Source organism: ANME-2 cluster archaeon (assembly GCA_014237145.1).
GTDB lineage: Archaea > Halobacteriota > Methanosarcinia > Methanosarcinales > Methanocomedenaceae > Methanocomedens_A.
This window is the reverse complement of sequence record JAAXOC010000069.1, coordinates 1-21800: the sequence shown is the minus strand read 5'-3', so window position 1 is coordinate 21800 and position 21800 is coordinate 1. Positions and strand designations below refer to the sequence as shown.

Annotated in this window: 23 protein-coding genes and 1 tRNA gene; 15 read left to right on the top strand and 9 right to left on the bottom strand. The window is 45.3% G+C overall.

Annotated elements, in window-relative coordinates; translation table 11 throughout:
- The 3 genes from glmM to HF974_09155 form a co-directional block, all read right to left on the bottom strand.
- Nucleotides 1-1232: phosphoglucosamine mutase (gene glmM, locus HF974_09165; protein ID MBC2698481.1), on the bottom strand; the 1232-nt coding region annotated here is incomplete at its 3' end.
- 8 nt (nt 1233-1240) lie between these two features.
- Nucleotides 1241-3064, bottom strand: a complete 1824-nt coding sequence (gene glmS / locus HF974_09160) for a glutamine--fructose-6-phosphate transaminase (isomerizing) (GenBank protein ID MBC2698480.1) — start codon at nt 3062-3064, stop codon at nt 1241-1243.
- A 23-nt stretch (nt 3065-3087) separates the two neighbouring features.
- Nucleotides 3088-4296, bottom strand: a complete 1209-nt coding sequence (locus HF974_09155) for an NTP transferase domain-containing protein (protein ID MBC2698479.1) — start codon at nt 4294-4296, stop codon at nt 3088-3090.
- A 362-nt stretch (nt 4297-4658) separates the two neighbouring features.
- Here HF974_09155 and HF974_09150 point away from each other — a divergent pair, with 362 nt between their 5' ends.
- From HF974_09150 to HF974_09125, 6 genes are read left to right on the top strand one after another with little or no spacing between them, the layout of a single operon-like run.
- Entirely contained in the window at nt 4659-5108 is a 450-nt protein-coding gene (locus tag HF974_09150) for a 30S ribosomal protein S19e (GenBank protein ID MBC2698478.1), read from the top strand.
- Nucleotides 5109-5145: 37 nt separating this feature from the next.
- On the top strand, nt 5146-5493 hold the full coding sequence (locus tag HF974_09145) for a DNA-binding protein (GenBank protein ID MBC2698477.1): 348 nt from the start codon (nt 5146-5148) through the stop codon (nt 5491-5493).
- The gene (locus HF974_09140; GenBank protein MBC2698476.1) at nt 5490-6095 is read left to right on the top strand and encodes an alpha hydrolase; all 606 of its coding nucleotides are present in this window, start codon (nt 5490-5492) and stop codon (nt 6093-6095) included. The genes HF974_09145 and HF974_09140 overlap by 4 nt, the downstream gene beginning before the upstream one ends.
- 30 nt (nt 6096-6125) lie before the next feature.
- Complete coding sequence (locus HF974_09135; protein MBC2698475.1) at nt 6126-6281, top strand: 50S ribosomal protein L39e; 156 nt, start codon at nt 6126-6128, stop codon at nt 6279-6281.
- A 12-nt stretch (nt 6282-6293) separates the two neighbouring features.
- Nucleotides 6294-6563, top strand: a complete 270-nt coding sequence (locus HF974_09130; GenBank protein ID MBC2698474.1) for a 50S ribosomal protein L31e — start codon at nt 6294-6296, stop codon at nt 6561-6563.
- A 47-nt stretch (nt 6564-6610) separates the two neighbouring features.
- Nucleotides 6611-7270 carry a translation initiation factor IF-6 gene (locus tag HF974_09125; GenBank protein ID MBC2698473.1) on the top strand — a complete coding sequence of 220 codons (660 nt, stop codon included), beginning with the start codon at nt 6611-6613 and terminating at the stop codon, nt 7268-7270.
- Nucleotides 7271-7273: 3 nt separating this feature from the next.
- Here HF974_09125 and HF974_09120 read toward each other — a convergent pair whose 3' ends face one another.
- Both HF974_09120 and HF974_09115 read right to left on the bottom strand, forming a co-directional pair.
- Entirely contained in the window at nt 7274-8083 is an 810-nt protein-coding gene (locus HF974_09120; protein MBC2698472.1) for an HAD family hydrolase, read from the bottom strand.
- A gap of 235 nt (nt 8084-8318) precedes the next feature.
- Nucleotides 8319-8393 (bottom strand) — tRNA-Arg (locus HF974_09115).
- Between the two features lie 227 nt (nt 8394-8620).
- Between HF974_09115 and HF974_09110 the strand changes: the two genes are divergently transcribed.
- Together HF974_09110 and HF974_09105 are read left to right on the top strand one after the other, a co-directional pair.
- Entirely contained in the window at nt 8621-9001 is a 381-nt protein-coding gene (locus HF974_09110) for a 30S ribosomal protein S8e (GenBank protein MBC2698471.1), read from the top strand.
- A gap of 196 nt (nt 9002-9197) precedes the next feature.
- Nucleotides 9198-9665, top strand: coding sequence for a carboxymuconolactone decarboxylase family protein (locus tag HF974_09105; protein MBC2698470.1), 468 nt, complete (start codon nt 9198-9200; stop codon nt 9663-9665).
- Nucleotides 9666-9673: 8 nt separating this feature from the next.
- On the opposite strand, the gene mmp10 is transcribed toward HF974_09105, so the two are convergent.
- Nucleotides 9674-10906 carry a methyl coenzyme M reductase-arginine methyltransferase Mmp10 gene (mmp10, locus tag HF974_09100; GenBank protein ID MBC2698469.1) on the bottom strand — a complete coding sequence of 411 codons (1233 nt, stop codon included), beginning with the start codon at nt 10904-10906 and terminating at the stop codon, nt 9674-9676.
- Nucleotides 10907-11324: 418 nt separating this feature from the next.
- Between mmp10 and mcrB the strand changes: the two genes are divergently transcribed.
- The 5 genes from mcrB to mcrA are packed head-to-tail and all read left to right on the top strand — an operon-like array spanning nt 11325 to nt 16292.
- On the top strand, nt 11325-12629 hold the full coding sequence (mcrB, locus tag HF974_09095) for a coenzyme-B sulfoethylthiotransferase subunit beta (GenBank protein MBC2698468.1): 1305 nt from the start codon (nt 11325-11327) through the stop codon (nt 12627-12629).
- Nucleotides 12630-12650: 21 nt separating this feature from the next.
- Nucleotides 12651-13169 (top strand): methyl-coenzyme M reductase operon protein D, encoded by a 519-nt coding sequence (mcrD, locus tag HF974_09090; protein ID MBC2698467.1) that lies wholly within the window; start codon nt 12651-12653, stop codon nt 13167-13169.
- Nucleotides 13169-13789, top strand: a complete 621-nt coding sequence (gene mcrC / locus HF974_09085; GenBank protein MBC2698466.1) for a methyl-coenzyme M reductase I operon protein C — start codon at nt 13169-13171, stop codon at nt 13787-13789. Before mcrD ends, mcrC begins: the two co-directional genes overlap by 1 nt.
- 14 nt (nt 13790-13803) lie before the next feature.
- Entirely contained in the window at nt 13804-14550 is a 747-nt protein-coding gene (mcrG, locus tag HF974_09080; GenBank protein MBC2698465.1) for a coenzyme-B sulfoethylthiotransferase subunit gamma, read from the top strand.
- 14 nt (nt 14551-14564) lie between these two features.
- On the top strand, nt 14565-16292 hold the full coding sequence (gene mcrA / locus HF974_09075; protein MBC2698464.1) for a coenzyme-B sulfoethylthiotransferase subunit alpha: 1728 nt from the start codon (nt 14565-14567) through the stop codon (nt 16290-16292).
- A 550-nt stretch (nt 16293-16842) separates the two neighbouring features.
- Here mcrA and HF974_09070 read toward each other — a convergent pair.
- The 3 genes from HF974_09070 to HF974_09060 form a co-directional block, all read right to left on the bottom strand.
- Nucleotides 16843-18075: a cation diffusion facilitator family transporter gene (locus tag HF974_09070; GenBank protein ID MBC2698463.1), complete on the bottom strand. Its 1233-nt coding sequence runs from the start codon at nt 18073-18075 to the stop codon at nt 16843-16845.
- 156 nt (nt 18076-18231) lie between these two features.
- Nucleotides 18232-18480, bottom strand: a complete 249-nt coding sequence (locus tag HF974_09065) for a hypothetical protein (protein ID MBC2698462.1) — start codon at nt 18478-18480, stop codon at nt 18232-18234.
- 362 nt (nt 18481-18842) lie between these two features.
- On the bottom strand, nt 18843-19349 hold the full coding sequence (locus tag HF974_09060; protein MBC2698461.1) for an Lrp/AsnC family transcriptional regulator: 507 nt from the start codon (nt 19347-19349) through the stop codon (nt 18843-18845).
- A 123-nt stretch (nt 19350-19472) separates the two neighbouring features.
- Between HF974_09060 and HF974_09055 the strand changes: the two genes are divergently transcribed.
- Nucleotides 19473-21401, top strand: a complete 1929-nt coding sequence (locus HF974_09055; protein ID MBC2698460.1) for a 4Fe-4S binding protein — start codon at nt 19473-19475, stop codon at nt 21399-21401.
- A 200-nt stretch (nt 21402-21601) separates the two neighbouring features.
- The coding region (locus HF974_09050; GenBank protein ID MBC2698459.1) for a hypothetical protein at nt 21602-21800 on the top strand (199 nt) is incomplete at its 3' end.

The window sequence follows — 21800 nt, the reverse complement described above, 5'->3', positions numbered from 1 at the left end:
TCGGCAGTCACCCGTATCTTGGGCTCTGTACCTGATGGCCTGACCAGCACCCATCCGTTCCCGGTAGCCACCCTGATCCCATCAATGGTACTGACCTTTCCAAGGGAAGATAATTCACCTGCGATCTCTGCCATTGCCCCCTCTTTTCGCTGGTCAGGACAGGCTATACCGATCCTCCTGGTCTGGTACATAGGCAATTCATCAACAATTTCAGAAAGTTTCCGGGTGCCCATGATCTCTATTAATCTCACAGCAGCATATATGCCGTCCGGGCAAAAGGAAATTCGGGGGAATATCCAGCTTCCTGAGGGTTCGCCTCCAAAAGCGCCTCCTTCCTTTTTCATTGCCTCGGCCACGTAAACGTCACCAACCCTGCTTCGAATGATACGGGTATCTGGGAGGGCATCATCCACTATCATGGATGTATCCACAGGAACAACTATACTGTCAGCCTCTTCATGAGCAGCAAAGATCGCGAGTAACTGGTCGCCGCCCACGAACCTGCCCTTATCATCTACAGCCATCATCCGGTCGGCATCACCATCATGGGCTATACCCAGATCCGCACCCCAATCTTTTACAGTCTGCATAAGAAGCCCTAAATTCTCCTCTATTGGTTCCGGGTTCCTTGCACGGAAATGACCGTCCGGGTTGGAGTTCAATGCAAGTACCCGGCACCCCAGCCTTCGAAGCAGGAAAGGTGTGATCACTGACCCGGCCCCGTTGCCGCAGTCAATCACGACCCTTAGACCCTGCAAATCACCTGAATGTTTCATTATAGCTTTTATATGGTCCTCAACAGCATTTCCGTAGATGTTTATATCACCGATCCCATCCCATTTCGCAAGTAAATATTTGGATGATGCTACAGCCTCTTCTATCCCTTCCTGCTGCCGGCTGTCAAAGGCCATTCCATCAGGATTCCATAGTTTCATCCCCACATATTCTGCAGGATTATGTGACGCAGTTATCATAATCCCCAAACTGTAGTTCCTGGCACCATATGCAAGGGTGGGCGTGGGTAGCATACCTAACCGGGTAACATCACACCCGGCAGACATCAGGCCGGCTGCAAAAGCTTCTTCTATCATCATCCCGGCCACCCTTGGGTCCCGTGCTATAACAGCACACGAGCAACCCTTTCCTACAGCTTTTGCTACATTGAGTGCCAGTTCCGGCGTGACATCAACATTGGTAATTCCCCTTATTCCCGAAGAACCGAATAATCTCATTACATCACCTATTCCACTGTAACGCTCTTGGCAAGGTTCCTGGGCTTATCAATGGAACATTTCAGTTCCAGTGCTGTATAATAAGCCAGTAGCTGGACAACCACAGAAGAAAGTAGTGGAGTCAGCATCTCATCAGTCTTTGGGATGGGAATTACAAAATCCGCAAATTTCTCAATCTCACAATAGTCGTCGCAATCTACTATAGCAATTACTGAAGCATCCCTTGCCGTTACTTCTTTGATATTACTGAGTATTTTATCATATGTATGACCCTGTGGAGCAATGGCCACTACTGGTACGTCCTTTGAAATCAGGGCAAGTGGCCCGTGTTTCAACTCTCCGGCTGCATATCCCTCGGCATGGATATATGAAATCTCCTTCAGTTTAAGAGCGCCTTCCAGTGCCACAGGATAATTGATATTGCGACCGATAAAGAAATAATTTTTAGCTTTGACAAACATTGATGCACATTCATGGATAGTTCCGACATCTTCAAGGATACGGCTTACATGTCCGGGAATCTTGCGAAGTTCTGACATTAGCATCCTTGCCCTGTCAACATCCATCCTGGACCTTGCTCTCGCAAAATGGATAGCCAGCAAGTACAGCACCACCAGTTGTGAAGTGAATGACTTCGTGGCAGCCACGCCGATCTCAGGCCCGGCCCTGGTGTAGATAGTATGGGATGTATCCCTGGAAATAGTACTGCCTATCACGTTTGTGATTGCCAGCGTCATACAGCCGTATGATTCTGCCTCGCGTATGGCCGCAAGCGTATCTGCGGTCTCACCGGACTGGGTGATCGCGATTACCAGGGTAGATGGGGCAAGTACCGGGCTGGAATACCTGAACTCAGAACCTGTATCCACATCAGTATGTATGCCAGCCAGTCCTTCAAACAGGTACTTGCCCAGCAACCCGGCATTATATGACGTACCGCAAGCAATGATCTCGATCCTCTGGAACTGCCTGATCTCATTACGGTTAAGTCCCAGTTCCTCGAAGTTGACATCTCCTTCAAGTTCATGCAGACGCCCTGTCATGGTCTCATGTATGGACCTTGTCTGTTCGTGTATCTCCTTTAACATAAAGTGGGGATAACCGGCCTTTTCAGCAGCTTCCAGGTCCCATTCTATTATGTTTTCCTCTTTTTCCAATGGGTTACCTTCCATGTCGAATACCCGGACCGAATCCTGTTTTACTGAAATGAGCTCCATGTTGTCAATATATATGATCCGTTTAGTGTATTTCAGGATGGCGGGAATATCAGAGGCTATAAAATTCTCATTCTTGCCCAGTCCTATGATCAATGGGCTGTCCTTCCTTGCAGCTATCAGTTCATCTGGATGTTCATTGCTCAGTACTCCGATCGCATAGGAACCACGGACATGTCCCAGTGCAGTACCAACAGCCTGACGCAGGTCGTCTGTATAATACTTATTGATCAGGTGGGCAAGCACTTCAGTATCAGTATCAGAAATGAAAACAAACCCCTCTGAAATCAATTCAGCTTTCAGTTCCTGGTAGTTCTCTATGATCCCATTGTGCACCACGCAGATTTCACCTGAACAATGTGGATGTGCATTTTGGGTTGTTGGTCTTCCGTGGGTGGCCCACCTGGTATGACCTATACCCACACGGGATGAAATTCCTGGAATGATTGATTCGAGTTTTGATATCTCTCCTTCTATCTTGAATATCCTTGCTTTTCCTTCATCATCAATAATAGCCATACCGGCAGAATCATATCCCCTGTATTCCAGCTTCCTGAGGGATTCTAAAAGGATATTTACAGTATCTCCCTCCCCTATATATCCTACGATTCCGCACATTATTTGCTCAGTCCATTTAGAATTCAGAATACTTTTGAGTTCCTGGGTATATACCTGGAAACATTTACCCCGGATGCAATACTGCATCCAGTGGATATCATTTTGCCAGGTTCGGTTAAAACCTTGTGTTTGATGTTGTTTCCGTCACCGATTACGGTACCAAGTTTGGCAGCTATGTGAAGAATGCCTTTCATTTCGATAAAAAAATTCTCTTTTGTTTCAGTAATGAAATGGGAACCTATACTGTTGTGGGCACCGAGTATTGAATTAGATATATATGAAAATGCACCCACCCTGACATCGTGCATTATTATGCTGTTCTTTATCAGGGCTGACGGCTCAATAATTGAATAATTACCAATGGTAGTTGAAGGAAGTACTACTGCATTCGGACCGATCTCGCAATTTTTTCCTATTACTACAGGCCCAAGGATAAACGAACCTGGATGAATGACTGTATCCTGACCTATGCTTACTCTACCCCTGACCACAGCTCCTTCTTCGATTGTGCAGTCATTTACTGTAGGTTCGAACCGATCAAGCAGATAGGCATTTGCCTTTAGTAAATCCCAGGAATGTACGGCATCCAGCCACATGGCTTCTGAATGGACCATGTTAACGTTCTTACCGTCGTCGATCATCTGCTGGATAGTATCGGTGATGGCATACTCACCAGTCTCGGAAATAGAGGTTGCTTCTATGTAATCAAAAATATCAGGATTAAAAATATATGTCCCGGTATTCACATTATGGCTCAGGTCTTCTGTTGTCTTTTCGATGATATTCATCACTTTGTTTTTTTCAGAGACCACTACACCATATCCTTCAGTATGCTCTCTGACAACGGTCAGTATAGTCACATCACCAGATCTACCGGCAAGGATATCAGATATAGTACCAGCTTCTATAATATTATCACCATTTAGGACTATGAATGCATCATCCACATGGGACGACACCTGTTTTATGGCATGTGCAGTGCCGATCTGGCCTTTTTGCTCTACATAAGTAATATTTACCCCAAAATCCACTCCATCCCGAAAATGATCCATTATTCGCTCTTTTTTGTATCCTACGACCATAATTATGTCATTAATACTGCATTTGAAAAGAGCATCAATAATATGTTCCAGGATTGGCTTGTTTGCCACAGGCAACATTACCTTTGATCTGGTGAGTGTAAGGGGGCGGCATCTCAATCCTTCTCCCGCTCCAAGTATTACGGCTTTCATATTAATTCTTATCTATCTATACATTTGAACAATATAAATCATTGGTAGAATAGTCATATTTTTTGGTATGAAATAGTATGGGATGTTGAAAGTAGATTACAATCCAGTATCTCCGGGCAATATCCCTCATTAGGTCCAACTTAAGGAAATGCTCACATCGTTCGCATTTTTCAAACCTGCCGGAAAGTATATACTTTCCGATACGAAAACAAAATTAAAAAATTATTAAGAGATGCGATATTAGCCGATAGATTAATCAACCTTATCTGCATAATGAAAGCCCCTATAATGATCTTGATTTCAATAATAATCTTGATTTGTAATAAATTACTAATATCATCTCATGAATATGGAGGATAATAATGACAACAGTGTATGATATTCCTGCAGATATACTGATTAAGAATGTAGCACAGAAACTTAAAGATGAAAATTTCGTACAAGCCCCTGATTGGGGATCACAGGTTAAGACCGGTGTCCACAAGGAACTGTCTCCAATGGACCAGGATTGGTGGTACACCAGGTGTGCATCAATAGTACGCCGGATTTACATTGATGGTCCTACCGGTGTTTCAAGGCTCAGGAGCTTTTACGGCGGAAAGATGCGCAAGGGCTCAGCATCCCCACATCACGCAAGAGGTAGCGGTTCTGTTATAAGGGCAGCACTTCAACAGCTTGAAAGTGCGGGTTTTGTCAAATCTGTGAAGAAAGGCCGGGTAATTACTCCAAAGGGTCAGTCCTTACTTGATAATATTGCATATGAGGCAAAGTCAGGATTGCTGGAGCAATACCCTGGTATTGATAAATATTAGGTAATCCCGAATAGAATTATTTTCAGGAGGTTGTGTGATGGCTGAAGATGAACTGGAAGCTATTAGACGTCGAAAAATGGAATTGTTAAAGCAGCAACAGGCACAAATGCCAGATCCACAGGCTGCTGCCCAGCAAGAACAGGCCATGGCCGAAATGGAAGCAAGGAAACAGGCCATCTTACGCTCAATCCTGACACCCGAAGCTAGGGAGCGATTGAATACATTAAGGATGACAAAGCCTGAACTTGTGCAAAGTGTGGAGGCACAGCTTGTTGGACTGGGACAATCGGGTAGGTTGCAGGATAAGATAGATGATGCTAAATTGAAAAATCTCTTATTTCAATTACAACCCAAAAAACGTGAGATGAGCATAACCCGGAAATGAAGGCTTGTGTATTGTTCAGTAGCGGCAAGGACAGTTCCCTTGCAGCTATCCTGCTGGAACCATTTTTCGATGTGGAACTTGTAACTATCAATTTCGGTATTGTGCCCACGCATGAATTCGCACGTCAATCTGCATCCAGGCTTGGATTCCCCCACAATGTGATAATGCTACAGTCTTCCCTGATCGAAGAAGCTGCTGCAATGTTGGCTGAAGACGGGTTTCCCGGACGAGCGATCAACTATCTTCACCAGAGCGCACTTGAAGCCGTGTGTTCAACACCGGACACTACTATCGTGGCCGACGGCACGCGCCGGGATGATAGGGTGCCTATGCTTTCCCCTGCGCAGGTGAGAAGCCTGGAAGACAGGCACAATATCAAGTATATCCGTCCGCTTTCAGGCTACGGCCGGTCTGCGGTTGATGTTTTGGTGGACGCCCATCTACAGGTTGTACAGGGAGAAAGTGACAGTGTAGAAAAGGCTGATTATGAAGTAGAACTCAGGTCATTTATACGAAAACAATATAACGAAGGTGATAGTATGGTGGAGCGTTTATTTCCAGGACATATACAATCACGCGTAACAGACAGGAAATATTTATAATATCTCAATAATCAATGAAGGTGTGTTAATATGAGTAAAAAATCAAAAGGTAAGAAGATAAGGCTGGCTAAAGCCCATAACCAAAATCATAGGGTCCCATCATGGGCCATAATCAAAACTAACAGGGCTGTAGTGACTCATCCTAAACGCCGGCACTGGAGACGCAGCAGTCTGAATATTGGATAAAGGGTGAACAACATGGTAGATACAGGTGAAGAGCAGGTTTATACGATTCCACTCAGGGCAGTAAAGTATGTGCCCCGCTGGCAGCGCAGCAAGAAAGCAGTGAGTGAGGTTTTCAGGTATCTTGAGCGGCATACGAAAACTGACAGGAAATTGATCAGGATGAATCCTGAAATCAGTGAAAAAATATGGGATCGTGGATCAGAGAAACCACCATCGAAGATCAGGGTCAAGACCATGAAGTTCGAAGATGGGGTCGTGGAAGCCGAGCTCGCTGCCGAGTGAAATTGACAATGTCCTTTTTTTTAAGGATATAATCACTTTTTTTATAAATGGCTAACCAGACCAATTTTAGAGGTAATTCGGTCCTCGGTGTATATGCCAGGTGCACCGAGGATTTTATCTTATTACCAAGGGAAGCAGACAGGCAGTTCAAACAGGTAATTGGGGGTGCCCTGGATGTGGATGTAATTCCCACATCTATAGACGGGAGCAGCATTATAGGTTGTATGTGTTGTGGGAACAGTAACGGGCACTTAATATCTAAAAGAGTAAATGATGCTGAACTAAAAGAGATCGGGAAATATGTGCGTGTTAAACGGCTGGAGGGCATTCTCACGGCAGCAGGTAATAATATACTTGCGAATGATACTGCAGCCCTTGTAAATCCTAATATGCCAGACCGGGCCGTGGAAGAGATCGGTGAATTCCTGGACGTGGAAGTGTATAGGGGCACTATCGGCGGACTCAATACTGTGGGGATGGCCGCTACTGTAACCAATAAAGGGGTACTGGTACATCCCAGGGCCAGCAAATTCGAACTTGATAGGCTGGATGAGATATTTTCACTTCATGTGGATATCGGGACAGTGAATCTGGGTTCTCCGCTGGTCGGGTCGGGACTGCTGGCTAATTCAAAAGGATATGTTGTAGGCAGGGAAACCACAGGGCATGAGATGGGGCGCATTGAGGATGCGCTGGGATATCTCTGAAAACTATTGTTTCATTTCGTTTATTATTTTGATGATCTGTTTGATATCAGTGATGATGATATCGGCTTCTGAAGAAAGCTTTTCCATGCACATACCTGTCTGCTGGATTGATAAAACACCCAGGTCTGAAGCTCTCAACGCCAGTATGTCATTGATGCCATCACCCACCATGACCACTTTATCGTATTGTTTTTGAAGAGATTTAATTACCCATTCCTTCTTCTGCGGCGTGGCCACATCATAGACACGCTCAATAGGTATTTCGACCAACCTGGCAAGGTTCTCCAGGTTACGCATGCTGTCACCTGAAGCAATATATGCATCAATTTCCATACTTTTTAAGGTATTAAGTACAGCCGGAGTATTAGTAAATGGCCTGCCAGCTGTGCTTACAGTATATACTATGCCCTGGGATTCAATGTCAATGACAAATCCTATGCCCAGGTAAAAAACATCAGGGCATTTTAGCTTGATGGCATTTACGACATCATGGATGTCCTGCATGCTGGTCAAGGTATCGTTCTTAATGCACTGTGCTGCGTCATCAAGAGTGATAGGACTGCTCGAACAGCTAAGGTCGATCCTGATCTTATTATCTGTCAGGAATTCGTATATTCGTTTTGTGGACTGGCAGTTCATGATCTTGTCAGGGTCGGTATGGATGATCACTAATCCACAGCTTGGTTTTTTGGTTACAAGGTCAGTTGTGATGATTTCATCGATATATTTACTTGTGACCGTATCTTTTGCCACCCTGTACATGTGCAGTAATGTACCTGCACTGTCAAATACAACAGAAATACTTTCATGCATTGCAGTGAAAGACCATTTAGTTATATAACTAATTTTCTACAACTAAAAAAAGAGGGGATGAATACCTGCAAGGAAATTTGTATTGAGGGATAGTTAATAGATAGGACATGAAATATGGTAGGTATATTGGATAACTATCTTGGGGTGATGCAAGTATCCACATTTTATCATTATTATTCATGGTATATATAATATATGGTCAATTCAGGAAAGTGAAATGTAAATAAAGAAAAAACGGGCGCAGAGGGATTTGAACCCTCGATCTTCAGCTTAGGAGGCTGCTGCCATATCCAGGCTTGGCCACGCGCCCACGATGATTGTGGACTTACTCTAAACTGGTTATTATGTAATAAATATTACCCCTGAAACAAGAAAATCCTCCCCTCGGTTGGATTTACCTGTAAGATAAAAGTTATACTCTATGCACAATGAAAAAACCTCACCAGGTGACCAGAGTGAATTATGTGCGATATGTTTATTATTGTTAAAGATATTTAAGGATAAAAATTATCATTCTAATCATAAAGGAGCAATTAAATGCAGTATCAAGGTAGATCGAAACGTAAATTCACAGGTGGACGGCGCATCGCCTCGAAGGGTAAGAGAAAATCTGAATTGGGCCGGGAAGCAGCTGACCCCCACCTGGATGAAACCAGGCGAAAAAATGTGGATACCCTGGGCGGCAACAGGAAGGTTCGCCTGCTTAGGTGCAATGTGGCAAATGTGGCAGATCCGTCAAACAATACAACCAGGCAAGTGTCCATCGAGACTGTAGTTGATAATGAAAGCAACAAGCACTACGTAAGAAGGAATATCTTATCCAGGGGCGGCATTGTCAAGACCGATATAGGAAATGCCCGGATAACCAGCCGTCCAGGTCAGGATGGTGTGGTGAATGCAGTACTGATTAAGGAGTAAATCTTTGTCCGGCCGGTATAATATCTGTCGAAATGATATCGGTCGGAATGATTCTTTAGGGTTGTATTTTTTTTGAGTGTTTTTATCGAAATTTTCTATCGAAATTTTCTATCGAAATCTTCTATCGAAACAAAATCCAAAAATATATGTCTTTTGGCATCACAGCACTTTTTATTGTATATCAGGGGTGAGCACTCTGGCATTTGAGGATATTGGTGAGATATTAAAAAAAGAACCGGACGATGCTGCTAAAGCCGTACTGAAAGAAGTTGAATCTATTTACGGCGAGGTACCTTATATACTTCAGTTCATGGAAGATAAACCTGATCTGCTGATACCTAAGGTGCTATATGACAATTCCATAATGAGGGAGTTCAAGCGGCTTGACCATCGGACCATTGAGCTTATCAGTATTGGTGTCTCGGCCGCACTTCGCTGTACCCATTGCCTGGACATGCACCTCAGGGTGGCAAAGAGGATGGGCATACCCCGTGATGAGATATTCGATGCAATTCTTATAGCAGGAACCTTATCCAACGCTTCTGTACTTGCCTATGGTACCAGGGCATTGGACACTGAAGTACCGGCAACTGACAGACCAGCCCCAAAGCGCAATAATGATGAATGTGACGTGTGTGAGATTCCAACGATGGAAGACGATTAGAATAGTCATTATTCAGGCGGAGTGCCCAGCGCATTTACATGATTGATAAGTTCTGTGAATGCCTCTATCTCCCGCTGTATTACTTCATCCTGTGTCATGGAAATACTCATTTCCCCATCTACTGTCAGCTTATCCGGGCCCCTGCGCACAAGTCGGTCCACACCGTCCTTGCATAAAACTTCCTTGATCTCAGAGTCGTAGACAAAGGCCCGTCCGGGGAAGAACACTGTTTCCTTAACTTCTGACAGGTCTAGCTTTTGTATGTCCCCGATGGTGATCAGGCATCCCACATCTTTTTCCACACCTATAACATTTACAGGCGAGTCCAGCCGCTCAAAGATGGCCCCTATTAACGGCGCTGATATGCGGCTGGTTAGTATGGTGGCTTCCTTATTTACTTTTGGTAGTTTTGATAAAGCCTCTTCGTGATTCAATATGGCGAACGGAGAGCCGATTTTTGGGTCCAATAATGGGGTTCCTGTCACCCTGAATGAATAATCTCTGGCTATCCCCTCCACAATTGACTGGAACTCTTCCACTGAATGAGCCTCAATAACAGGTATTATCGGGGCATTGTCCAGGATAAGTCCCTGGTCAAAGGTATTTGCGAACCTCATTAGTATCAGGCCTTTTGCACCCATGGCTTCCAGGTCATCACAGGTCTTTCTGAGCACATCTCCGTCATTGACGCCGGGTATCAGCACAGCTGCAGCATAAACATCTGAGCGGCCGCAGAATAGTTCGAGATTGGTGAGGGCAGCTTCAGGTGTTTTATCGTGCATATATTCCCTGCGTAGTGCCGGATCAGTAGCAAATACAGTGAAGGATACTTCTGTGACGCCACTGTCGAGGTAGTACTCGGCTTCATCACCTCTTGTGAATCCCTTTCCACTGGTATATCCAAGGTGTATAGGTGCCTCAAGCTGTGTCAGCATCTGTGTCAGTACCTCAAGGTCAGGATAACAGCTTACATCCCCGCCACCGCTAATTGTGATTCGTTCTATTTCTCCCTTGTTGAACCGGAGTGTCTGGTTTATACTCTGGACAACCATCTGGACTGGTTTGAAACCAGGATAGGATTCCTTTACACTTTCAGTGCAATATTGACATCCTTTCTGGTAGGGAGGGCAATGTTGACATCCGAATGCAGGGACCTCTTTTACACCTTTGAAATAACAGTATTTACAAAAACCCATACAATCGTATCCGGGGCGACCCCCGACATCAGCAAGTAGTTCCATCTGAATCATCTCATTTTTTTGGTAATTCAGACCATATAACCATATATTACTTGAAGTCTTCTTTAGCGAAAGTATTCTAATTGATATAGTTTTCTATATACACTATGTAAGTACATTTTTGGTCAAGTGTTTGGTTGAATTTTGTTCCATAGATACAAAATTTTTAATTAATATAATGATTAATCCGTAACCATCCGTAACCTTTAAATATTGTCGTAGAATACAAGAGTAGTACAGTAAACTGTAGTGGTTGGTTGATACGATGTTGGAGTACAATAGAACAAACAACAAAACTTTTGGATATTTTTAAACTCTTTATTATACCTTTTTGAGTTTAAATTCAACAAGCTTCTGTTTGTTTTTCTCATTGTATCGGACAACAACGGTTTTCTGAAAAAGTATAGGAGGAAAAATAAACGTGGCTGACAAAATAGACCTATATAGCGACAGAGGAGCTAAACTCAAAGGAGATGTCGACCTTGGAGCAATAAGTCCCCTCAGGAACAAAGCTATTAAGAAAATTATCCACGACACAAAGCGGACAGCAGCCGTGGATCTGGCCGGAATCGAGAAGGCACTTGCAGCAGGAAGGTTTGGCGGCAAAGGCCGACAAGTTCCTAAAAAGGCAATGAATTTCGATGTGGTCAAGAACGCCGATGGGATCGTAGCTAAAGTAGCTGATCTTATAAAAGTAGACGCCGGTGATGACACAAACGTGAAATCACTCAATGGCGGCAAACAGATGCTGGTACAGGTACCATCCGCCCGTATCGAGGCAGGCGCAGAATATGTGTCTTCCCTGACATGTGCATCAATGGGAACCATACAGGCAATGATTGATACTTTCGACCTGAACATGTTCAATGTTCCGGAAGTTAAGGCAGCGATCATGGGCCAGTATCCCCAGACAATGGATCTGGCTGGCGGTAACGTCAAGTCCATCCTTGAGATCCCCCAGAAAGATGAGGGTCTCGGCCATTCACTGAGGAACATCATGGCAAACCACCTGGCAGCTGTAACAAAGAAGAACGCAATGAACACAGCAGCCCTGTCAGGAATATATGAGCAGGCCGGTGTGTTTGAGATGGGTAATGCTCTCGGAATGTTCGAGAGGAACCAGCTTCTCGGTCTGGCATACCAGAACCTGAATGCAGACAACCTTGTCTATGGCACAACCAAGGCAAACGGCGCAACCGGTACTATCGGTACAGTCGTGCACTCAATCGTTGAGCGCGGAATTGAAGATGGTGTAATTGCACCTGATAAGAAAATGGGCTCAGGATACCAGATGTATAAAGCAAATGATGTATCCATGTGGAACGCATATTGCGCAGCCGGAACCCTTGCAGCAAACTTGGTTAACTGCGGTGCAGGAAGATCACCACAGCACACTTCCTCAACATTGTTGTATTTCAACGACATAATTGAGAAAGAGACAGGTCTGCCAGGATGCGACTGGGGTAAAGTCCAGGGTACTGCAGTAGGATTCTCCTTCTTCAGTCACTCTATCTATGGCGGCGGCGGTCCTGGTGTGTTCAACGGTAACCACGTAGTTACCAGGCACTCCCGAGGATTTGCTATCCCATGCGTAGCAGCATCAGTATCACTTGACGCTGGTGTCCAGATGTTCACACCTGAAATGACATCCGGACTTGTCGGTGAAACATTCGGATCGGTTGACGAATTCAGAGAGCCAATCAAGGCAGTCGCAGGAGCGGTGTAAGAACATTAGAGGATTAAATTTATGGTCAGAAACGCTTCAGTTACTAAAAAACCAATTCAGGTTGAAATTTTTCCACAAAAGGTATTGATGCCCAGCACGGCTGAAAAGCTGCTGAACGGTATTGATAAGGTACCCGGAGTAATTCGTATGTTGATCCAGGGTCCAAGCCTGCCAAGGCAGGTATCATGCGGACCCGGAACAGGCGCTCCGGTAGACCACCCGGACCGGCGAATAATCAATGTTTCAGGTCATGCATTTGAACTGAACGTTAGAGTGGGCCGGATCCAGGTAGAAATTGAGGATAGGTCTGTCAAGGAGAATATACGCAAAGTTGCAGAAGAAAACCTACCTTTCCCGTTTGAATTCAGGCAAGGATTCTTCATTCGCAGGAAAGCAACCTTGGTAGACTATGCCAAATACGGTTTCAAGAGCAAAGAAGACGAGTCCATCAATCTTGATGATGAACGGCTTCTTGGATTGGTCGATCCCAAGGCAGATCCCAAAGACCGTATTTGTATACTGGAATCAGAAGATGAGTGATTATGTTCGGAAGAGAAACACAGTGTGTCGATTGTAGGGAAAGCATGGGTCTTGGTAGAGGTGGTGGTCTCGCACAGAGAGGCACATTATCCGAAACCGGCAGGCCTGATGTTATTGCAGTCGCAATGACTCCCGGACGGCGTCATATCACAAAACCGGTATGTGAGATCACATACGGGCTCAGGAGAGAAGGTATTCAGGTAAGTGTGCTGGTGTTAAATTCAGGTGCTGGTGTTCCAGAGGATCTTTCGGGACAGAGCATCATGGGGTACGGACCAAAATTCGGTATGTCCTCAAAGGAATTTGCACAGATAGAAAGGCATAAACTCCTGTTACTGCATCTGGGCAATATTGATTCACATGTAATTAGTAAGACACAATTTGTCCTCAAGCAAGTGGACATTCCAACCGTAGTTGCCTGCCAGAATCCAATCGATTTTGAGCAGTTCGCTGAAGCAGGAATTAAAACCAGGCTTGTTAAACCAAGGACTGAGAATATTCAGACCAAAGGAACAGTCATGGAAATCGTAAGCGGAATCACAAGAGGTGAAACCTGTTCAAGGGAGAACCTCAACAGAATTGTGAAATACGTAAAGACCATTAATCCACTAAATAATTAAGGAGATGAAATATTATGGCATATAAACCACAATATTATCCCGGCAGCACTTCCGTTGCTGAGAATAGAAGAAACCACATGTCAAACAACGTTCAAAAAGTCAGAGAGATCTCTGATGAAGATTTGACCGCTTGTCTTGGCCACAGAGCACCAGGTAGTGACTACCCAAGTACACATCCACCTCTTGCAGAGATGGGTGAACCTGATTGCCCAGTTAGACAGATGGTAACCCCAACACCAGGTACAGCAGCAGGCGACCGGGTAAGGTACGTCCAGTGGGCAGACTCCATGTATAATGCACCAGCAGTGCCATACTGGAGATCATACCACGCTGCGATCAACCACAGAGGTGTGGACCCCGGTACACTGTCCGGCAGGCAGGTTGTCGAGGCTCGAGAGAGAGATATGGAAGCAGTTGCCAAGGAACAGATGGAAACTGATATGACATGTCCGGGTCTTGCTGGCCTTAGAGGCGCAACCGTGCACGGTCACTCTTGCAGACTGCAGGAAGATGGTGTCATGTTTGATATGATCGACAGGCGCAGACTTGAGGGTGATGTTATCATCCAGGATAAGGATCAGGTAGGTGTTCCTCTTGACAGGAAGGTCAATCTGGGCAAGCCCATGACCACTGCCGAGGCAAATAAGAAGACCACATTCTACAGAGTTGGTAACGTGGCCTACAGAGACGATCCTGAAGCTATTGAATGGCTGCAGAAAATCTGGGAACTGAGAACCATATATGGGTATCAGCCCAAATAATTGAGGTGATATAAATGGCAACAGAAAATTTTAATAACGAAGCTACTGCCAAAAAGCACTTCGTAACTGCAATGGAAGTAAAATACGGCAAGGAATGGGGCAGCAACCAGCAGGCTGACGACATCCAGCAAACCACAGCAAAGTACCTGAGACTGGGTACTGCGCAGAACCCAAGGAAGATGGAGATGGCCAAGATCGGTGCAGAGATCACAAAGAAGCGTGGTCTACAGGCATATGATCCCCTGCTTCACCTGGCTGGTATCCCACTGGGTCAGAGACAGTTGACCCCGTATACCCTTGGCGGAACAGATATTGTATGTGATGGCGACGACCTCCACTATGTCAACAATGCTGCAATGCAGCAGGAATGGGATGACATCAGGAGAACCTGCGTCGTAGGTCTGGACCTGGCTCATGAGACTCTAGAAAAGAGGCTGGGCAAGGAAGTCACACCTGAGAGTATCAACTACTATCTGGAAGTACTGAACCACGCAATGCCTGGTGCAGCTATCGTCCAGGAACACATGGTTGAGACCCACCCCGCAATGGTGGATGACTGCTATGTAAAGGTCTTCACAGGTGACGATGCCCTGAAAGACGAACTGGATCCCCAGTTCGTGATCGACATCGACAAGATGTTCAGACCAGACCATGCAGCCCAGATCAAAGCTTCAATAGGCAAGTCTTCATTCCAGGCAGTGCATATCCCAACAGTAGTCTCAAGGACTGCTGATGGTGGCCAGACATCCAGGTGGATGGCAATGCAGGTCGGTATGTCATTCATCAGTGCATATCATATGTGCGCTGGTGAGGCAGCAGTCGCTGATCTGGCATTCACAGCAAAGCACGCTGGCCTGATAGAGATGTCAGAGATGCTTCCCGCAAGGCGGGCAAGAGGACCTAACGAGCCCGGTGGTCTTTCCTTCGGTCATATGTGCGATATCGTACAGACCTCAAGGAAGTTCAGGGACGATCCATGTAAGATCGCTCTTGAGACCTGTGCAGCAGCAATGATGCTGTACGACCAGATATGGCTCGGTGGTTACATGAGCGGTGGTGTCGGTTTCACTATGTATGCAACAGCAGCATATACCAACAACACTGTTGATGACAACCTGTATGCAGACACCGAGTATGGCTGGGATACATATGGTACAGGCATAGGCAACTGCAAAGAGCCAACCATTGATATCATAAGGGATATCGGTACCTGGGGTTCACTGTACGGTCTTGAACTGTACGAAAACTACCCGACAGCCCTGGAAGATCACTTCGGTGGTTCCCAGAGAGCAACTGTAATCTCAACTGCAACCGGAGCAGCCTGCGCAATCACAACAGGTAACTCCAATGCCGGTCTGTCAGCCTGGTATCTGTCCATGTACCTCCATAAAGAGGCACACGGTAGACTGGGCTTCTTCGGATACGATCTGCAGGATCAGTGCGGTGCAACTAACGTGTTCTCCTATCAGTCCGATGAGGGTCTGTTAGCTGAGATGAGAGGAGCAAACTACCCCAACTACGCCATGAATGTGGGTCACCAGGGCGGTTATACAACCGTTTGTACAGGTGGCTATACAGGCAGGGGAGATGGCTTCGCAATCAACCCACTGGTTAAGACATGCTTCGCCGATGACCTCATGAACTTCGACTTTGTCGAGGTCAGGGAGTGCTTCGGTAAGGGTGCACTTAGAGAGTACGACAGGTGCGCTGGCGAGCGAGCATTCGTCATTCCAGCAAAATAAATACAAACAATTCAACGTAGGTGTGATTCCACACCTACAACCTTTATTTTTTTATTATCTTTACACTGGGTGGATAACTTTTTTGTTCACAGCGATAAGCTATTTTTTTTATAAACCACTGCCGCTCCCTCTGCGATTTTGCGGCAGGGGCAGAAGATAATACAATTTCATGTGTAATCGGTTAAGAGTAATATTGTAATAGAACACAGATTGCACGGATGACACGGATATGCACGGATAATATACTAAACCGTATATGTTTTTTTTAACTTTCTGCCACAGAGAACACCGAGATGCTTTTTCCGCCCCAAACTCCTCTCTCTGTGCTCTCTGTGAGCTCTGTGGCAGTCATATAAAATTACAAATTATACTTACGGAGTAGTATAAATAAATCTGTGTAAATCCGTTAAATCCATGTCATCCGTGTTCGATTTAAATTATATTGGATAATCGTATGAAATCATTGGTCTTTTTGAAAATAATACATACCGACTCTTTCAAACTCCTTAACCGATTACCAATGAATACAAGTTCGTCTTTATGTCCCACCCTAAGTAGGTGAAGTTACCACATTCAAATCCCAAACCCTATCCACAACCTCTTCAACATTCCCAGCCGCGTCAGGCATTTGCAGCATCTTAACAAAGTTGTCGTGAAGCGTATAGAATGGCCCTGCACCAATGTCATGTACGATCAAAACATTGACATCCCGGCTTACCAGAAACTCCGCAGCCTTCACACCCTTTTTCCTTTCCAGATCGGCAGCCGGGTTCTCAATAATATCCCAGCCTTTGATATTATTATCTTCAATATCTATAATGATAAAAAATGGAGCCTTACCAAGATGCGGGGATAGCTTTGAATGCAAACCATCTTGTGCCTCTACAGGAACTGCAACCCTCACTACTGCCATTTTCCCTGGCCTGGCATTGACTACCACATGTTCCAGGTTCTTTATTTCTTTCTTTATAACTCTTTTAATCTCTCCTGAAAGCATCTCTACTCTTTTCAGATCAGCGTCACCTTCTGTTTCAATCACAATTTCCCCGAACACAACCAGCCCGGATTTCCTGAGCCTGATATCCTCCACCATATTCACACCTGGGATATCACCAACAGCCTGACGGATCCTTGTGATCGATCCCTTATCAAGCCATGCATCCATTAGTACTAATGCCGAGTCCCTGGCAATCCCGATTCCAAGCTTGAATATCATCAGGGAGATTACCAGCACTCCGATACTATCAAGCCAGGGCATACCTAACATTGAGCCGGCAATTGCAACAACAACGACAAGGGAGCTGAAAACATCGGTATATGAATGCATTGCATCTGCAATCAGGGCCTGTGAATCGATCTGCCTGCCAATTCTGGCTTTGTATTTATAGATAGCATAAATTACAAAAACCGAAAAAACGGCTGTGCCAAGCGCAATTCCCTGCAGCCCTATTTCGGCAGGATCTTTAATGCTTACAAGTGCCTCGCGCACAAGTTCGACTCCTGAGACGAGGATTATTACTGAGACGAAAAGTGCAACCAGGTTTTCTGCCTTATAATAGCCATATGGAAACTTCTCCCCGCTGCTTTTCAGGCTGAGCTTGAATCCAACCCACACGGCAAGTGATGTGAAAATATCCAATGATGTATGAACCGCATCAGCGATCAGGGCAGTGCTTCCCGAATATAAGCCAACGATACCTTTTAAAGCTGCAAGAAAGACTAATGCAAGGGTTGAATTCTTTGAAGCATTAACGCCACTATATAAGTTCTTTTTTATTGTCATTCTTTCATCCTGCACGATTACGTATATTCTATTCACCCATTACCTTTTCAGCTAAACTACGACCAATAGTGATAAACAGACCACCCACGTTAGCAAGCTCATATTTACCTCTATGCGGTGCAGATGCAGACATTTCCTTTCTGCTTTTGATAGATTTTATAACTCCCACTTCACCTTTTTATAATTAGCGTTTTCGCCCCCCTCCCCCTCCGGAACTGCCTGCAGTCTGCCGCTCTTGTACTGCTCGATAGCATTGCTTACAGTGCCGCTTGCACCAGTCACGATCGAGATAATAGTAGCACCGGGCGTCTGGATCGCATTCGGTCCCACCTGTCCAGTGATAACAACGCCGACGCCTTTATCCGCAATGGTCTGTGGCGTCTCGGTCTTGGCATTAATGAATATATATTCATAATAACCTTAAAGCTTATGGTGGTGGTACAAGAATACCATCACTATTAACCAGTACTGATGCTAACAATCTTCGTTAGAATCAGAATAAAAGTAGTGGAAAGAAGCAGGGACAGAAGAAGGGACGTCAATCCATGAGTGGATTACGGCAGTGTTGGCAACATAGGGCATGAACCAGGGACCCGGGTAGTTACCAGATGATGAGGGCGAGGTTGAGTGACTAAGCTACATACATATGCATTGCGAAAGAAAGTCCTGCACTTAATTGTAAAAGGATCTCATTCAATTCATCCTGGCATTTTTACGTGAACGACTCGTGATTCTGTGCTATACACAGACATTCAAGAGTACGTATGTCATATCCCTGTCCACAGGCACTTTTTGTATGACCCGATTATCATTCTCACGTCAGAGTCAACAATTCCGTCCATCGTGAGATATTTGTCGATAAAGTCCTGTAATTCAATGACGGACTGGAACATCGCCTCGCATAGGATGTTGAACCTTGAATTTGTCCGGTACATAGCTATGATATGATCTTGGCTCCTGACCTGCTCTACAAAATTTTGCATGTATATATCCTCCACTTCCAGACTTATAAATACCTTAACGCATTTTTCTGCCTCCTTACAATCGAGAAGTAGAATAAATCCTTCTATGATTCCTTTTTTAACCATTTCATTGATACGTCGCCTGACAGTTCCCTCACTCACACCTATTTCGTTTGCGATGTCAACATTGCTCATTCTTGCATTCTCGCTGAGTAGATTAATGATCTTCATGTCAAGATCATCGATAGGCAGCGTATTGAGCAAGTCCGCACAGCTTTCCTTTCTCCAGCATTGAATTCCTCCGCTACCCATGAGTATCAATATACCTTGGCAGTATATAAACATTGTGTGACGATATTCGTTGTAGAATTACGAAATATATTTATACAATTGTGAATTATAGATATAACATCATCAGACAAGGAAGGTGACATCATGACAGATGAAGAATATAAATGGTTCCTGCGAAACGAGGTCGTCGATGCAGGCTTGTGTACATTCTGCGGCGCATGTGCTGCAGTCTGTCCGAACGACAGAATCGAGTTCAAAGCGGATGGTCCCGCGTTGAAGGAAGAATGTCCGAGAAATGGAGAGGGCGCATGTAAGGATGTCTGCCAGCGTGTTGTGACTTTTGCTTCAAAGATTGGTCCAAACATCTTTGGTTTCAAAGCAAAACCGCCATCGCTGCTTGGACAGTATGAGACGATTCTAGCTGCGCGTGCGACCGATCCGGCAATTCAGGAAGCTGGACAGGATGGTGGCGCTGTGACTGCTCTTATGACATACTGTATGAACGAGGGTCTGATCGATGGCGTGATCGCAACCGGTGATATCGGAAAACCGAGTTCATGCGTTGTCAGGTCAAAGGAAGAACTGCTTGACACCGCCGGCTCGAGATACTCCTCGATTCCTGTGCTCTCCGCGATCAAGGATGCAGGCGATATAACGAATGCTGCTGTTATCGGGCTGCCCTGCCACGTATACGGGGTTCGGAAGACCCAGTTCTTCCCGGGCATGATGGCGCACGGCTTTGAGGTTGGCGAGAATGGCGAGAGAATCAAGGTTCCGAACATCGCTTATGTCATCGGATTGTTCTGCACTGAGAACTTCAACTACGACAAGCTGGCAGTGTTCATGCAAGAGAAGGGTGTGGACATCGACAAGGTCGGAAGAGCCGTCATACATCTCGACGAACTGGTTGTGACGACCGATGAAGGTGAATACGGTTTTGATCTCAATGATCTCTGGAATGCGGGCTGTGTTCAGGACGGTTGCGTGATATGCAGGGATGCAGTCTCCAAACTCTCTGACATCTCGGCAGGATATATGGGCTCTGGCAATGGCTGGACGACGCTCATGGGAAGGACGCAAAAAGGCGTCGATCTAATCAAAGCCGCAGAAAAAGCAGGATATATCGAGACAAAGCCAGACATCGACCTCCACAGAATAGAGGAGTTTGCGGGTCTCAAGATGCAGCGGTTCAAATGGGAACTCGCACGGCGGCTTGGTGAAGGAAAGAAGGTCAAGTTCTACTGGGCATCCGACTACCCCGGTGTCATGGGCGAAACCAAGGGCACGTTCTTTGTCAAGATAAAGACAAATTCAGGACTAATCGGTGCAGATCAACTCGCAAAAGCTGCCGAACTTGCTAATAAGTACGGCGATGGGACGTTTGAGATTACAACACGACAGAGCGTCGAGATACAAGGTGTTCCCGGCACAAATGTGGACAAACTGATGAGCGAGATATATGCGAGTGGACTTACAACGATTGGGATGGGGTATGTCTCATCATGTGTTGGGATGGACTACTGTACAGAAGGGCTTGTCGAGACAAAGAAACTCTCAGGAGAACTCACGATGGCGTTTGCGCAGAAATTGACGCCGCATAAGATGAAGATCGGTATTGCGGGCTGTGGTAATGACTGTGTGCGAGCCAAACGCCACGATATAGGTCTTATCGGGCAGGTACGTCCTGAGATCGATACTGAGAAATGTAATGGTTGCGGGCGTTGTGCCGAACTCTGCAGGGTCGATGCGATCTCGATCGTTCACGGAAATGCTGTGATCGACAAGGACAAGTGCATATCCTGTGGATGGTGCATCCGGGGCTGTCCGAACGAGGCTGCTATCGAGAAGGAGCGCGGATACACGATGTGGATCGGCGCAAACGATGCACGAAGACCTGCTGATGGGATACTTTTGAAGTCATTCTGTACAACAGAAGAGATTCCAGAACTGATCGATGCCGTTGCAAGTACGTTTGTAAAATATAGGACAAAACCGGGTCGTGAAAGGCTTGGAAATGTGATTGCGAACGTCGGCGAAGGCAGGTTCCTAAAAGAGGTGCTTGATCAGGTGTAAGGGACTCGGTTAGCAGAGGAGAAATACAATGAAAAGTCCTGCACGAATTTGGCACCGTTTATTTAATGAAAGCGATTCAATATTCCGGTTTCTGGTTGTGGAAACACCAAGACCAACGGATAAGACGCGTTTGCTGTGAAATAATTGAAACAAACAGCAAAAATAAATCATAGCTAATAAACAAAAGGTGAAATAAATAAATGAAGATTAGAAAAAAAACCATTCCAAATAAGATCAGGGAATCTCCCCGGATTTTGGTTATTCTATTATTCTGTCTGCTGATCGCATCAACAGTATCAACTGCTGCTGCTGCGGGGATGCATAACACTATTCAGGAATATGATGGCGCTGGAACATGTATAGTATGTCATCAGCAAGCTGGTGAGGATTTTGTAACTT